The organism is Hydrogenophaga sp., assembly GCF_030656115.1.
GTDB lineage: Bacteria > Pseudomonadota > Gammaproteobacteria > Burkholderiales > Burkholderiaceae_C > Hydrogenophaga.
This window is the reverse complement of sequence record NZ_JAUSOO010000105.1, coordinates 1-13,749: the sequence shown is the minus strand read 5'-3', so window position 1 is coordinate 13,749 and position 13,749 is coordinate 1. Positions and strand designations below refer to the sequence as shown.

The 13,749-nt window shown below is 62.5% G+C and carries 11 protein-coding genes and 1 pseudogene; 6 read left to right on the top strand and 6 right to left on the bottom strand.

Annotation, left to right across the window (positions count from 1 at the left end; genetic code table 11):
- Nucleotides 1-8: 8 nt before the first annotated feature.
- Nucleotides 9-818, top strand: a complete 810-nt coding sequence (locus Q7J58_RS13135) for an enoyl-CoA hydratase/isomerase family protein (RefSeq protein ID WP_304828667.1) — start codon at nucleotides 9-11, stop codon at nucleotides 816-818.
- A 122-nt stretch (nucleotides 819-940) separates the two neighbouring features.
- The gene (locus Q7J58_RS13130; RefSeq protein ID WP_304828664.1) at nucleotides 941-1,615 is read left to right on the top strand and encodes an MBL fold metallo-hydrolase; all 675 of its coding nucleotides are present in this window, start codon (nucleotides 941-943) and stop codon (nucleotides 1,613-1,615) included.
- A gap of 74 nt (nucleotides 1,616-1,689) precedes the next feature.
- Here Q7J58_RS13130 and Q7J58_RS13125 read toward each other — a convergent pair whose 3' ends face one another.
- Nucleotides 1,690-2,568 (bottom strand): M48 family metallopeptidase, encoded by an 879-nt coding sequence (locus Q7J58_RS13125; protein WP_304828662.1) that lies wholly within the window; start codon nucleotides 2,566-2,568, stop codon nucleotides 1,690-1,692.
- A gap of 60 nt (nucleotides 2,569-2,628) precedes the next feature.
- Here Q7J58_RS13125 and Q7J58_RS13120 point away from each other — a divergent pair, with 60 nt between their 5' ends.
- The gene (locus Q7J58_RS13120) at nucleotides 2,629-4,065 is read left to right on the top strand and encodes an MFS transporter (protein WP_304828659.1); all 1,437 of its coding nucleotides are present in this window, start codon (nucleotides 2,629-2,631) and stop codon (nucleotides 4,063-4,065) included.
- 170 nt (nucleotides 4,066-4,235) lie between these two features.
- Here Q7J58_RS13120 and Q7J58_RS13115 read toward each other — a convergent pair whose 3' ends face one another.
- Entirely contained in the window at nucleotides 4,236-5,774 is a 1,539-nt protein-coding gene (locus tag Q7J58_RS13115) for an AMP-binding protein (RefSeq protein WP_304828656.1), read from the bottom strand.
- 144 nt (nucleotides 5,775-5,918) lie between these two features.
- Here Q7J58_RS13115 and Q7J58_RS13110 point away from each other — a divergent pair, with 144 nt between their 5' ends.
- Entirely contained in the window at nucleotides 5,919-6,635 is a 717-nt protein-coding gene (locus Q7J58_RS13110) for a response regulator transcription factor (RefSeq protein WP_304828653.1), read from the top strand.
- A 49-nt stretch (nucleotides 6,636-6,684) separates the two neighbouring features.
- Nucleotides 6,685-7,983, top strand: a complete 1,299-nt coding sequence (locus tag Q7J58_RS13105; protein WP_304828650.1) for an ATP-binding protein — start codon at nucleotides 6,685-6,687, stop codon at nucleotides 7,981-7,983.
- 354 nt (nucleotides 7,984-8,337) lie between these two features.
- Here Q7J58_RS13105 and wbaP read toward each other — a convergent pair whose 3' ends face one another.
- Nucleotides 8,338-9,771, bottom strand: a complete 1,434-nt coding sequence (gene wbaP / locus Q7J58_RS13100) for an undecaprenyl-phosphate galactose phosphotransferase WbaP (RefSeq protein ID WP_304828647.1) — start codon at nucleotides 9,769-9,771, stop codon at nucleotides 8,338-8,340.
- Between the two features lie 98 nt (nucleotides 9,772-9,869).
- Nucleotides 9,870-10,790 carry a glycosyltransferase family 2 protein gene (locus Q7J58_RS13095; RefSeq protein ID WP_304828644.1) on the bottom strand — a complete coding sequence of 307 codons (921 nt, stop codon included), beginning with the start codon at nucleotides 10,788-10,790 and terminating at the stop codon, nucleotides 9,870-9,872.
- A gap of 34 nt (nucleotides 10,791-10,824) precedes the next feature.
- On the opposite strand from Q7J58_RS13095, the gene Q7J58_RS13090 reads away from it, so the two are divergent.
- Nucleotides 10,825-11,757 (top strand): glycosyltransferase family 2 protein, encoded by a 933-nt coding sequence (locus tag Q7J58_RS13090; protein ID WP_304828641.1) that lies wholly within the window; start codon nucleotides 10,825-10,827, stop codon nucleotides 11,755-11,757.
- A 16-nt stretch (nucleotides 11,758-11,773) separates the two neighbouring features.
- Here the strand turns inward: Q7J58_RS13090 and Q7J58_RS13085 are convergent, their stop codons facing one another.
- Both Q7J58_RS13085 and Q7J58_RS13080 read right to left on the bottom strand, forming a co-directional pair.
- The gene (locus Q7J58_RS13085) at nucleotides 11,774-12,775 is read right to left on the bottom strand and encodes a glycosyltransferase family 2 protein (RefSeq protein WP_304828638.1); all 1,002 of its coding nucleotides are present in this window, start codon (nucleotides 12,773-12,775) and stop codon (nucleotides 11,774-11,776) included.
- A 186-nt stretch (nucleotides 12,776-12,961) separates the two neighbouring features.
- A pseudogene (locus Q7J58_RS13080) lies at nucleotides 12,962-13,749 on the bottom strand (IS5 family transposase); the annotation flags it as partial.

Sequence of the window (13,749 nt, the reverse complement as noted above, 5' to 3'; positions counted from 1 at the left end):
CCGATGCCATGAGCCAAGGAGCCCCTGTGACCGAACTGCCCAACCGCGCCGCTTCTGCGCCCATCCTGTCCGTGGACGGTGGCGTGGCCACCCTCACGCTGAACCGGCCCGCCCACCGCAACCGCCTGGAAGCCGGCGATCTGCGCAGCCTGCTGGCGCAGTTCGAACGGATCAACGCCGACCCGGCCATCCGCGTGCTGGTGCTCACGGCCAACACCCAGGGGCAACCCCGCCCGGTGTTCTGCGCCGGCTACCACATGGGCAGTTTCAGCGACGACAGCAGCGACCCGCAACTGTTCGAACGTGTGGCCAATGCCCTGGCAGCGCTGCGGCCCATCACGGTGTGCGCGCTCAACGGCAGCGTGTACGGCGGTGCCACCGACCTGATGCTGGCCTGCGACCTCAGCGTGGGCTTGACCGGAATCGAATTCCGCATGCCCGCCACCGCGCTGGGCCTGCATTACTACCCGGGTGGCCTGCAGCGTTATGTGGCGCGGCTGGGCCTGTCGGGCGCCAAACGCGCGTTTCTGACGGCGCGTCCCTTCACCGCCGAGATGCTGCAGCGCATGGGGTGCTTCGAAGCCCTGGTGGGCCCGGACGACTTTGACGCCACCGTGCGCCAGCTGGTCAGCGAAATCGCTGTTCTGGCGCCGCTGGCGGTGCAGGCCACCAAGCAGTCGATCAACGAAATCGCCGCCGGCCAGCCCGATCTGGCCGCCATGCGCGCACGCGAGGCGCTCACGTCCTCCAGCGAGGACTTTGCCGAGGGGCGCCAGGCCTTTCAGGACAAGCGCCAACCCCGGTTCACGGGCCGCTGAGGCGCCAGAGGCCCACGCAGCCGCGCGGCTGCGTGGGCGTGCACGCCGCCTGCGCGCTGGAAAGTCGGGTACAAACGCCGCACGTCTGTTTTCTGTTCCGGCCCCCTTCTTTCTGAACGCCCATGTCCGACCTTCAAGCCGCCGCGCCGACCCCGTCTGGTCTGCACTACCGCACTGTTCCCGTCACCGCCTTTGCGCAAAACTGCTCCATTGTCTGGTGCGGCGACACGCGGGACGCCGCCATCATCGACCCCGGCGGCGATCTGGACCGGCTGCTGGCCGAGGTGCAGCGCCTGGGTGTGCAGCTCAAGGCCATCTGGCTCACCCACGCCCACATCGACCACGCGGGCGGCACCGCCGAATTGGCCGCGCGCCTGAACCTGCCCATCATCGGTCCGCACCCGGGCGACCAGTTCTGGATCGACGGCCTGCCCCAGCAGAGCCAGATGTTTGGTTTTCCACCGGCGGGCCATTTCACGCCCACGCGCTGGCTGGCCGACGGCGACACGGTGCAGATCGGGCGCTGCACGCTCAACGTGCGCCACTGCCCCGGCCACACGCCCGGCCACGTGGTGTTTCACAGCCCGCAGGCGCAGCGCGTCTTTGTGGGCGACGTGCTGTTTGCCGGCAGCATCGGCCGCACCGATTTTCCGCAGGGCAACCACGCGCAGCTGCTCAGCAGCATCCGCGAGCGCCTGTGGCCCATGGGCGACGACACGGTGTTCATACCCGGCCACGGCCCAGAAAGCACTTTGGGCGAAGAGCGGCGGTTCAACCCGTATGTGCGCGGCCAGTGACGGCGTGGGGGTGTGCTGACACAGCGTTGACGCAGGCGAACCCATCGCCTGCGACCGTCCACGCGTGATGTGGCTTATCCGCGCCGCGCCGCTTCGTACAGCCCTTGCACCTTGGGCACGTTGGTTTGCAGTTCCCGGATGCGGTTGGGCCCGCTGGGGTGGGTGGACAAAAAGCCCGGTCCGGCGCCGCCCGATGCGGCGGTCATTTTTTCCCACAGGCTGACGCTGGCCTGCGGCTGGTAGGCGGCGCGGGCCGCCAGTTCCAGGCCCACCAGGTCGGCCTCGGTCTCGTCTTCGCGGCTGAACTTCAGGCTCAGCAACTGCGTGCCCAGGTTGGCGGCCACGTTGCCCAGATCGCCCAGGCCCAGCAATTGCGCGCCCAGACGCAGGCCGAAGTTGGTGGCGCCGCTTTTGGCCATGCGCTCGCGGGCGTGTTCGCGCAGCGCGTGGGCCATTTCGTGGCCCATGATCATGGCGGCTTCGTCGTCGCTGAGTTTGAGCTTGTCCAGAATGCCGGTGTAGAAGGCGATCTTGCCGCCTGGCATGCAAAAGGCGTTGATTTGCGGGCTCTGGATCAGGTTCACTTCCCACTTCCATTGCGTGGCGCGCGCGTTCCAGGCCGGGGTGTGCGGAATGATGCGCTGCGCCATGCGGCGCAGGCGCTGCACCTGCGGGTGGCTGGCGGGCAGCAGGGCTTTCTGTCCACTGGCTTCGCCCATCATCTGGGCGTACTGCTGCTGCGCGGCGCCTTCGAGTTCGCCTGCGGGCACCAGCTTGCGCAGCGCCGACGACTGGCCCACGTTCACCTGGGCGGCGGCCGGGAGCGCGGCCGCCGCAGCGCCTGCCAGCACAAAAGCACGGCGGGCCGACCACACCGGTTGCGCGCGGGGCGAGGCCGGTGGGGCGGAGGGGGTGGCGGACGAGGCCGTTCGAAGGTCGCAGAAGATGCACATGGGTCAATAATAGACAAAGCGGCGCCTTTTCGCCCGCCACCGTTGATCTGCACCCACCCGATGCCGTTGCCACCGCCCATTGCCTTGCCCGCCGCGTCCTCCGCCGCCACCGAACCCGGCGCCCCGGCTGCCGAATCCAAACCCACCTGGGGCGAAACCCTGCGCGTGTACCTGGAGCCGGCGAGCCTGCGCATGTTTGCGCTGGGTTTTTCGGCGGGTTTGCCGTTGCTGCTGGTGCTGGGCACGCTGAGCTTTCGCCTGCGCGAAGCCGGGTTGGACCGCACCACCATCGGTTACCTGAGCTGGGTGGGGCTGGCCTACGGCTTCAAGTGGTGCTGGGCACCGCTGGTGGACCGCATGCCCATTCCGCTGCTCACGCGTTTCATGGGGCGGCGGCGCAGTTGGTTGCTGCTGTCGCAACTGGCCATCATGGCCGCGCTGGTGGGCATGGCGCTGGCCGACCCGCGCACCGCGCTCACCACCGTGGTGTGGTGCGCGCTGGCGGTGGCGTTTGCCTCGGCCACGCAAGACATTGCGCTGGACGCGTTCCGCATCGAGTCGGCCGACGCGCGCCACCAGGGTGCGCTGGCCGCCACCTACCAGACCGGTTACCGACTGGCCATGATCTGGGCCGGTGCGGGCGTGCTGTGGCTTGCGGCCCGTGCCGAGGTGGTGCCTGCCGTGGCCACGGCCGCCGGGCCGGGTGTGCTCTACCAGCAAGCGGCCTGGACAACGGCCTACCTCGTCATGTCGGCCAGCATGCTGGTGGGCGTGCTCACGGTGCTGTTCACCCGCGAGCCGGTGCGCCTGGCGCTGGCCCCGTCCAAAAACGCCACCGAGTGGCTGCGCAGCGCGCTGGTGGAGCCGTTTGCCGACTTTTTGAAGCGCTACGGCAAACAGGCGCTGCTGATCCTGGCGCTGATTGGTGTCTACCGCATCAGCGATGTGGTGATGGGCATCATGGCCAACCCGTTTTATGTGGACATGGGCTATACCAAGGACGAGGTGGCGGCGGTGACCAAGGTCTACGGCATCATCATGACGCTGGTGGGCGCCTTCATCGGCGGTGCGCTGTCGCTCAAGTTTGGCGTGATGCGGGTGCTGATGCTGGGCGCGGTGTTGTCGGCGGCCAGCAACTTGCTGTTTGCCTGGCTGGCCGGGCACGGGCACGACGTGACGGCGCTGATTGCGGTGATTTCTGCCGACAACCTCAGCGCGGGCGTGGCGTCGGCAGCCTTCATTGCCTACCTGTCGAGCCTGACCAACGTGACCTATTCGGCCACGCAATACGCCTTGTTCAGTTCCATGATGCTGCTGGCGCCCAAGTGGCTGGCGGGCTATTCGGGCGCGTTTGTGGACGCGTACGACTACGCCACGTTCTTCACCGCCACGGCGTTCCTGGGCTTGCCAGTGCTGGTGCTGGTGTGGCTGGCCACGCGGTTGCAGCCCACCACCACGGCACAGCCTCAATCCACTGACTCAGTCAACACCTTATGAAGCGCCAGCAGCGCTTATTTTGGAGCCGCTTGCCCACGCCAGCCCCCATCCCAGCCTTCCCCCAGCGGGGGAAGGGGCAAGACATTCCCCGCTGCGAGGGGCCTGAGCACGAAATGTCTGACGCCCTCCCCCTCTGGGGGAGGGTTGGGGCGGGGGCTCTCCCGAACTTTTCAAGATGAGAGCCGCTGCTGAAGCACCGCCTTTTGCACCTTGCCCAGCGCGGTTTTGGGCAGCGCGTCCACACGCAGCCAGCGCCGGGGCCATTTGTAGCGCGCCAGCCGCCCGTCCAGAAACTGCTGCAGGGCTTGCGCCCAGTCGGCGCTGGTCGGCGTGCCTTCGCGCAGCACCACCACGGCCACCACGGTTTCGCCCCAGCGGGCATCGGCCTGGCCCAGTACCGCGCAGTCGGCCACGCTGGGGTGTTGCGCCAGCAGGTTTTCAATCTCGGCGGGGTAAATGTTTTCGCCACCCGAGATGATCATGTCTTTGGCCCGGCCCACCACCGTGTGGCTGCCGTCGGCAGCTTGTTGCGCCAGGTCGCCGGTGTGGAAGAAGCCCGCACCGTCGAGCGCCGGGCGGTCGGGCCAGTAGTGGCGCACCACGTTGGGCGCGCGCACCCACAGCTCGCCCACGGCACCGGGCGCCACCGGCTGGCCTTGGGCGTCGCACAGCACCACATCCACCCCCGGCGCGGCCCAGCCGCACGAACCCACGTGGCTGCTGGCGTGTTCGGGCGGCAGGGCGATGGAAAAGGGCCCGGTTTCGGTACTGCCGTACACGTTGCACACCGGCACGCCCCGCGCCATGAATGCCCGCAGCGGCTCGGGTGGCAGCAGACTGGAGCCGGCCCACACCGCGCGCAGGCTGGAGACATCGGTGCCCGCCCACTGCGGGTGGCTGGTGAGCGCTTGCAGCGTGGCGGGTACCTGCAGCGTGAGCGTGGGCCGCTCGTGCTGGATGCAGGCCAGCGTGGCCGCTGCGTCAAAGCGCGAAAACAGCACCACCTGTGCCCCCACCGACAGCGCCGGCAGGGTTTGAATGCCCAGCCCGCCCACATGGAACAGCGGCAGCACGGTCAGCACCGTGTCGGCAGCCATCATGCCCTGCACCTGCGCGGCAATGGCCATGTTGGCCAGCAAGTTGCCCTGGGTGTGCACCGCGCCCTTGGGCAGCCCGGTGGTGCCCGAGGTGTAGACCAGCAGCAGCGGGGTGTCCAGCGCATCGGTGGCCGCTTCTGGGGGCTGCGTGAGCGCGTCGGCCGGCGCACCACCCAGCACCTGCACCGGCCACAGCGCCAGGGGCGATCCGTGGCGCTGCGCCAGATCGCGCGCGGCGGCGGCCAGTGTGTCGTCGTGCACCAGCAGGGTGGGCGTGCAGTCTTGCAACACGCTGCACCACTCGGCGGGCGAGAGTCGGTGGTTCAGCGGCACCAGCACCGCGCCCAGACGGGCCAGTGCAAACAGCAGCGCCAGCTGCGCCGGGTGGTTCAGGCCGAGCCAGGCCACGCGCTCGCCCGGTTGCAAGTGCGGAGCCAGCTGCGCCGCGATGGCGTTCACCCGCTGGGCCAGGTCCGCGTAGGTCAGCTGCGCCCAGGGCCCGTCGCTCACCGGCCCGGCGGGGTCGCGCCAACGCAGCGCCAGGGCGTTGGGCCGCTGCGAAGCCTGCCATCGCAGCAAGGCGTCCAGCGACGCGGCGGGCAGGGCGGGCATGGGTTGGGATGCTGCGGGGGGAGGTAGGGCGCTAGGCCCGGGCGGGGGTGTCCACATTTGCGCAACTTTACGCGAGCCACAAGCCCACTTCACCCCGGGGCGACAACATCGTTTGTTTGCACAGACGTCGTTAGACTGCACCCCATGACATCCCCTTTGCTGATGATTGAAGACGATGGCCGCCTGGCCCAGATGGTGGTGGACTACCTCGGCCAGTCGGGGTTTGATGTGACCCACGCCCCCGACGGCGAACAAGGCCTGCAGCACCTGCAGCTGGTGCTGCCGGAGCTGGTCATTCTGGACCTGATGATGCCCGGCATGGACGGGCTGGAGGTGTGCCGCCGCATCCGTGCCTTGCCGGGCGATGTGGCGCGCGTGCCCATCATCATGCTCACCGCCAAGGGCGACCCCATGGACCGCATCATTGGCCTGGAAATGGGCGCCGACGATTACCTGCCCAAACCCTTTGAGCCGCGCGAGCTGCTGGCGCGCATCCGCGCGGTGCTGCGCCGCCGGGGCGAGCCCAGCCAGGTCAACACCACGCGCAGCACGCCGGTGCTGCGCTTTGGCTCGCTCGACATCGACCGCGACGCCCGCACCGTGCAGGTCAGCGGCTTGGCCTGCGAGCTTACTTCGTACCAGTTCGACCTGCTGGTGGCCCTGGCAGAGCGCGCCGGGCGCGTGCTCACGCGCGACCAGATCATGGAAGCCGTGCGCGGGCGCGAGCTGGAGGCGTTTGACCGCTCCATCGACGTGCACATTGGCCGCATCCGCAACGCTATTGAGGTCGACAGCAAAGACCCCAAACGCATCCTCACCGTGCGCGGCGTGGGCTACGTGTTTGCCAAGCAGCAAGACTGATGGCGCCTATCTTTTGTTTGCCGTGAGTCGCCACACGGCCTGAACTCCGATGGATTCCCTGATCGGCCAAAAACTCTACCTGCGCATCTGGCTCGCCGTGGTGGCGGCGGTGGCCGTGCTCACCCTGGTGGTGGGCTGGCTCTGGCAGGTGGCGCTGGACCATGAGCGCGAACAAAACGCCAACCGGGCCGAGCGCGAGATTGTGCTGCGCAACAGCGCGGGCGACATCGTCGGCCAGGCGCCTGCCCGCGCGGTGCGCGTGCCCGGTGAAGGCCTTGAGTTTCAGGTCACGATGAAAGACGGGCAAACGTTGTACGTGCAACTGCCCCGCGCCAACCGCCCGCCCGGTGGCCCGCTGCCCGCGCGCCGCACCCAGGCCTGGTTGCAGTCGGCGCCGGGTTTTGCGTGGTTGCTGGGGCTGGTGGCACTGGCGGTGGCGCTGGGCGCCTACCCCATCGTGCGGCGCCTCACCAAGCGGCTCGAAGCCCTGCAAAAAGGCGTGGAGCGCTGGGGCAATGGCGACCTGTCCACCCGCCTGCCGGTGCAAGGGCAAGACGAAATCGCCTTTCTGGCCACCCGCTTCAACGCCGCCGCCGAGCGCGTGCAAACCCTGCTGCAATCGCACAAGGCGCTGCTGGCCAACGCCTCGCACGAACTGCGCTCGCCGCTGGCCCGCATCCGCATGGGCCTGGAGCTGTTGGGCCGCGACAGCGCCAGCGCACCGCAGCGCCAGGAAATGGCGCGCAGCATCGAAGAACTGGACCAGCTGATCGACGAAATCTTGCTCGCCAGCCGCCTCGATGCCCGCGATGCCAACGACGCCTCGGCCCTGGGGCCGACCGAAGAGGTGGACCTGGTGGGGCTGGCCGCCGAAGAGTGCGCCCGCACCGGCGCCGACCTCGACATCGCCCCCGGCGTCTCGCCCGTGCTTTTGCAAGGGCATGCGCGGCTGCTGCGCCGGCTGCTGCGCAACCTGCTGGAGAACGCCCGCCGTTACGGCAAACCCACGCAGCCCCACGCCCCCGAAGCCGGCGCCGCCCCCGACGTGCGCCTGACCATGGCCCTGCAAACGCCCGGTCCGGTGGCTCAGGGGAAAAAGCCCGCAGGCAACGAAGTCCAACGCGTGCTGCTGATCTGCGTCGAAGACCGTGGGCCGGGTGTGCCACCCGACCAGCGCGAGCGCATTTTTGAGCCGTTTTACCGTCTGCCGGGCGCCAGCGAACGCGAAGGCGGTGTGGGTCTGGGCCTGTCACTGGTCAAAACCATCGCGCAACGCCACGGTGGCCACGTTCGCTGCGAAGCCCGGGACGGCGGCGGCGCCCGTTTTGTGGTGGAACTGCCGCTCTGAACACCGACGGTGCACGGTGGATCGACGCCGCAGACGTCAGCCTTCTGTCATGCTTGTCAGCCCAACGACACCGGTCGTTGTGTTTGGGTTTTTTAATCAGAAATAGGTAAAAAATCCCCCAAACAGGGGATAGCTCAAACGCATGTGACAGCGCAAAATCTGCACTGTTGCTGTCACAACATCACCAAAACTGGATCTGCAAACAAGATACGTTGTTAAAAACGTTTGAAACTGGTCTCCCAACGACGTCCTCCTAAGGACTTTACAAAGCCACCGCAAGGTGGCTTTTTTTTGGTGCGCCCAGCATGGGCGCACTCCTGCGGGTGCAAGTCCCGCTGCGAGTTTGTCGGCGTGTTAGTAAGCGCCGTCGCGCTTAAACACCACACGAACCGTTTTGCACAAAATCGCAATGTCGTACCAGAGCGACCAGTTCTTCACGTACCAAGTGTCCAGGTACACGCGGGTGTCGTAGCCCACGTCGTTGCGGCCGCTCACCTGCCAAAGCCCGGTAATGCCCGGGCGAACCATCAAAAAGTACTCGACGTCTTCTCCGTATCTTTCAAGCTCAGCCGTGACGATCGGGCGCGGTCCCACCAAGCTCATCTCTCCTCTCAATACATTAAACAACTGGGGCAGCTCATCCAGACTCGTTTCACGCAAGTAACGTCCCACAGCGCTGATGCGAGGGTCATTCTTGAGCTTGTGGTCTTGCTCCCATTGAGCGCGGAGTTGGGGATTCGCAGCCAGCAATAGCTTCAGTTGTTCTTGGGCGTTAACCACCATGGACCGGAATTTGTAGCAGGGAAACATTTTCCCGTTGCGCCCCACCCGTTGGTGCGAAAAAATAGCGGGTCCCCCGTCTTGGCGGATGCGCCAAACGAAGTAAAGCATCAGGGTAGACAGCAGCACCAACAACACCAAAGAAGCCACGATGTCAAACGCGCGCTTTGAAAGCCGTGCGGGCCAATGTCGCAGGTTGTTGCTGACGCTGAGTAGTGCAACCTCATGCGAGAAAAAGTAAGAAATATCGGTCCCGTACAACGGAATACCGCGCAAAGCCGGAATCACGCTCACGTCCTGCACCTTCCATTGGGCCAACTGACGCATCCATTTTTCGCGTTCGACGGACTCGTGGTGCTCCAGTGCAATGACTACTTGCAATCCTGCGTGCAAGCTGAGGCGTTGTAACTGTTCTTTTGTCAGCAAAGGAGGTAAATCTGCGTCGTCAACGGCAGTGGCGGACTCGTCAGAATGCACCGCCAAACAGCCCACTACTTCAAAACCCATCAAGGGCTCACTGCGCAGAGCCAACAAAGCCTCAACGGCGTTGGGCCCTGCGCCAATGAGTACGGTGGGACGCTGCCACAAGTTCAGCCGAAGCAGCAACCGGATGACCGCTGAGCGCATCAGCGGAACCAGCGCCATCGCGAGCAGCCACACCAAAAGCCACCACAATCGCGACGCGTTCCACCGCGCCATGGACATCAGCGCCATGTCGAGCACCGCCAGCCAGAAGATGTTGTGAAACACCTCCCCCAACTCTCGCCAAAAAGGCTTGCGCTCGCTGTAATGCTGGTACCGTCCCAAGAACAGCACCAAACCCACTACGACAACCAGCACCCAGCCCAAGTAACGCGGCAGCGATTGTGTCGCCATCCATTCAGCGTAGTTGGCAGGTGCACTGGGATCAAACGCCATGGACAGAGACGTAGCCAGCAAACCACTGAGTACAAGTGCCGACGCATCGGAAAGCAGCAGTGCCAGCTTCGTTAGTCGAACTGACAACACGGACTGTGGAAACTCCAACCACCGGTCAAGTAACGTTGCCGATGTTTTATCTTTATTCACTCTATCCACCCTGAATACGGTATTTTTGATTGGATTCGTCAGCCCCAAAATCCCCTAAACATGCTGAGTCGCCTTTTAAGTGCCAATGGTAGCCTGACCTCAGCCCGGCCCAGCCGGTAGCCCAGCAGCTTCAGCACCGTGCGCAGCAAAGCGCTCGGAATCAGCCAGGGAGCATTCTTCAGCAGATACCGCAGTTCCGACTTGACGAAGCGCAGCCCTTCACCACTGGCACCACCAAACGCATCCAAAAGCCATTGTTCCCGGGCATGAAAAACCCCGGTGTCGAAGTAACGGCGAAAGTCCTCAAGGGGCGTGTAGTTGTGAGAGTGGTAGGCGCAGGCCCCAGCCTGGTAGGCAACCCGCTTGCCTGCGAGCAGCAAGCGCGCAGCAACCGCCATGTCCTCACCCAAAATAACATTCGAAGGAAACCCGCCTACCGCGAGCAGGTCTGTCACACGGTAGGCCGCAAACGAATTGGACATGAAACAGGTCTTCAACCCCAATCGATCTTTGTCAGCGAGGCTGACCACCCGCGACGCCTCAGGGTAGTTGAACAGCCGGGCGTGTGCGGCCAGCGCAGAGGCATCTGCATGGGGCAGTTGCCGCCCAAACGCACAGGCTACCGTGGGGTCGTCAAACGCCGACACCAGCTTTTGCAGCGCGGTTACATCGGCCAGCAGAGCGTCTTGCGTCATGAATACCACCACGTCGGTGGCTGTCGGCAGACGTTGAAGCGAGAGGTTTCGGGTGCCACCGTGGTTGAACGTGGCAACAGGTATTTGAATACTGCGCGAGCCAGCGGGCATGCTGGTAAAGTTTGTACCGTCGTCGGAGCAGGAGTCCACCACCAAACTGGGTACAGCGGGCTGTTGAATCCACAACGCTTCCAGCCACTGAATCCACCGCACCCCAGGGTTGCGCGTAGGCACTACAACACAAACCGAAAAAAAAGAAGGCACGCAAACCCCTGTAGAAAACTAACCGAATTATTTTATGCCCCAACCGATCGTCCACATACTGCTTGCCACCTATAACGGCGGTCGCTTTTTGGCTGAGCAGTTAAACTCCATAGCCCGCCAGTCGCACGCAAATTGGACGCTTACCGTGAGCGATGACGGCTCAACCGACAACACGCTCGACATCGTCGCTCAATTTGCCGAGCAAGTTGGCCAACAGGTAACTGTGTTGACCGGTCCCTGCCAAGGTTCATCCACGCGCAATTTCTTTCACCTCATACAACATGCTCAGGTCAAAGATCCTTCTGATCTGTTTGCTTTTTGTGATCAAGATGATGTGTGGTTTGAAGACAAATTGGAACGGGCCGTAGCTTGGCATGCCAATAACATCGACAAGCCTGTGCGCCTGTATTGCGGTCGCACCCAGTTTGTCAATGAGAAGCTTAAACCCATCGGCCTTAGTCCCAGTATCAAGCGTCCCCCCAGTTTTGGGAACGCATTGGTGCAAAACATTGCTAGCGGAAACACCATGGTCATGAGCAGCTCAGTACTCTTGGTGTTGAAGAAAGTGGCTCCGGAACACAGTGTGTGGCACGACTGGACTGCCTACCTTGTTACTACTGCGACTGGAGGGCAAGTGTGGTTTGATAGCATGCCTAATCAATTTTACCGGCAGCACAGAGACAACGTGCTGGGTTCTAATGCGGGACTGCGATCGCTAATAATTGGCTACAAGCAATCTATTTTTGGGCGTTACCAAAAAAGACTCACCATTAATTTGAACGCACTCCAAGATATTCTTCAATTTGTTGATAAGTCAGCTGTATTAACAATCGATAGGATGTTGGCTATTCGGCTGGGTAAGTATTCAATACAAAGGGTGGTAATTTTGAAGAAAAGTGCTATCAGGCGTCAAACAAAATTTTCCAACCTGTCTCTGTTAATCGCAGCTTTTTTTGGCCAAATCTAAATTGGAATTGAACGCTTTAAAGTCGACCCGAAATTCCGCGTATACCATCAATTATCCCTAATATCATCATCTTCAGCCGAGCGAAGCGCCCTGCGCCCCAAATGCTATAAAAAACTAGCATTCTTATTGCACGGAAAGCTTCCCCAATCCGCCACTTGGTCGGAATGTAAGGCCGTCGCTGCAAAAGCAAGCCGTTTCTAAATATGTAGTAATAACGAAAAGGCGAGTGGTACGGCACATTGCGCCAGCGTAAAAACCAGATGCGAGTGCGCTTGTCGCCCAGCGTATGAACCATGCGCGCCGCAGAAACGCCAAACAACTTGTAGCCCTTGGATTGCGCACGCATACACCACTCGGTATCTACATGGTCAATGAATAAACTCTCATCCATTAGGCCAATAACATCGAGCATGTTTACCGGAATCAAAGAGCCCGAGGAAATGACAAAGTCAGCCTCGACTACATCCTGGCCTGGTAATACCGTTTGTTTTTTAAAGTCAAGCAAACCCAGGCGCACAAAACCAGATGCAGGCCCTGTGGCGGAATCGGCATATACAGGCGCCAAAGCCGCAACCGGCACACCTGCGGCCTGCAGTTGGGTGGACGCGGCCAACAAACGGTCCACCATGTCGGGCGAGGGCTGGCTGTCTTGGTCGAGGAGCAACACATGGCTTGCGCCTGCTGCCCGGGCCAGTTCCATGCCAGCATTTTGTGCAGCTCCCAGACCCAGGTTGCCCAGCATCTGGATCCATTGAAGCTTGTCATGCAAACCCAGACCATCCACCCAAGAACCCAAAGATTGAGACGAAGCGTTGTCTACTAGCCAGATTTTGCTGACCTGTGGCGCTAGCAGCTCTAACTCATGCCGCAACACATCCCTCTCGGGGTTGAACGTCACCACAATGGCGTGAACTTTCATGCCTCGCTCCAGCGTCATGCTGCCACCTTGCGAGTTCACTGGATTTCCTGAATCAAAACGGCCACTAACCTGTAAACCACAGAAAACAACATCGTTCAAAAATCTAAGGATGCTCAGAAAAACCCACCACCAAGCGTGATACGCACCTGCCGGTTTTTCGCTTCGTGATATTTCGTTCGATCTGACCCAGTTCGAGCCTGAATTCACACTCGATTGGCCCCATTTGGGGCCGCTTGCGGGCTTTTGACCCGTTTTGGCGAAGCCTCTGCAGGCTTTCAGGCGCACTCATGCCTGAGCGCCCATCAATTTGTGACGAACCATCCACAGATTGGACAGCGCAAACAGCGTCTTGAGCTGCAAGGTGTTCTTCTTCAGCCCCCGGTAGCGCACCTTCGCAAATCCGAACTGACGCTTGATCACCCGAAACGGGTGCTCCACCTTGGCGCGAATACCGGCCTTGATCTTCTCGACTTGGTCGATCAGCGCATCGGCCGGGTTGTTCTCTTTGTCCAATTTCTTGCGCTTGCCTGGGCGCATGGCCACATGCCATTGGTGGCTGGCCTTGGCATCCGGTCGCTTGTCTGCGCCTTGGTAGCCTGCGTCACCGAACACGTCTGTCTCCTGTCCGTGCAGCAAACGGTTGCCCTCGGTGACATCGGCGACATTGCCCGAGGTGCCTCGCACGGTGTGCACCAGGCCTGAATCGGCATCCACGCCAATGTGGGCCTTCATGCCAAAGTGCCATTCGTTGCCCTTTTGGCTCGAATGCATCTCGGGGGTCTCTCGCTCGTGTCTTGTTCTTGGTGGAGCTGGGTGCTGGGATGAGGGTGGCATCCACGGCGGTGCCCACTTTGAGCAGCAAGCCGCGCCGCTCCAGCAGTTCATTGACGGTGCTCAGGATCTGGTCGGCCAGTTTGTGTTTCTCCAGCCTGTGACGGAACCGAAGAATGGTGCTCTCATCAGGCAGGCGAGCAAAGGCGCTCAACTGGGCAAATTCGCGGTACAGCGGTGTGTCGAAAAAGGCTTCTTTCATGGCCGGGTCCGACAGGCTGAACCACTGCTGCATGAAGTGC

What these genes read in the sequence shown, in the direction of transcription:
- Q7J58_RS13135 (WP_304828667.1), top strand. Translation starts at nt 9, where the DNA reads ATGAGCCAAGGAGCCCCTGTGACCGAACTGCCCAACCGCGCCGCTTCT.
- Q7J58_RS13130 (WP_304828664.1), top strand. Translation starts at nt 941, where the DNA reads ATGTCCGACCTTCAAGCCGCCGCGCCGACCCCGTCTGGTCTGCACTAC.
- Q7J58_RS13125 (WP_304828662.1), bottom strand. Translation starts at nt 2,568, where the DNA reads ATGTGCATCTTCTGCGACCTTCGAACGGCCTCGTCCGCCACCCCCTCC.
- Q7J58_RS13120 (WP_304828659.1), top strand. Translation starts at nt 2,629, where the DNA reads ATGCCGTTGCCACCGCCCATTGCCTTGCCCGCCGCGTCCTCCGCCGCC.
- Q7J58_RS13115 (WP_304828656.1), bottom strand. Translation starts at nt 5,774, where the DNA reads ATGCCCGCCCTGCCCGCCGCGTCGCTGGACGCCTTGCTGCGATGGCAG.
- Q7J58_RS13110 (WP_304828653.1), top strand. Translation starts at nt 5,919, where the DNA reads ATGACATCCCCTTTGCTGATGATTGAAGACGATGGCCGCCTGGCCCAG.
- Q7J58_RS13105 (WP_304828650.1), top strand. Translation starts at nt 6,685, where the DNA reads ATGGATTCCCTGATCGGCCAAAAACTCTACCTGCGCATCTGGCTCGCC.
- Q7J58_RS13090 (WP_304828641.1), top strand. Translation starts at nt 10,825, where the DNA reads ATGCCCCAACCGATCGTCCACATACTGCTTGCCACCTATAACGGCGGT.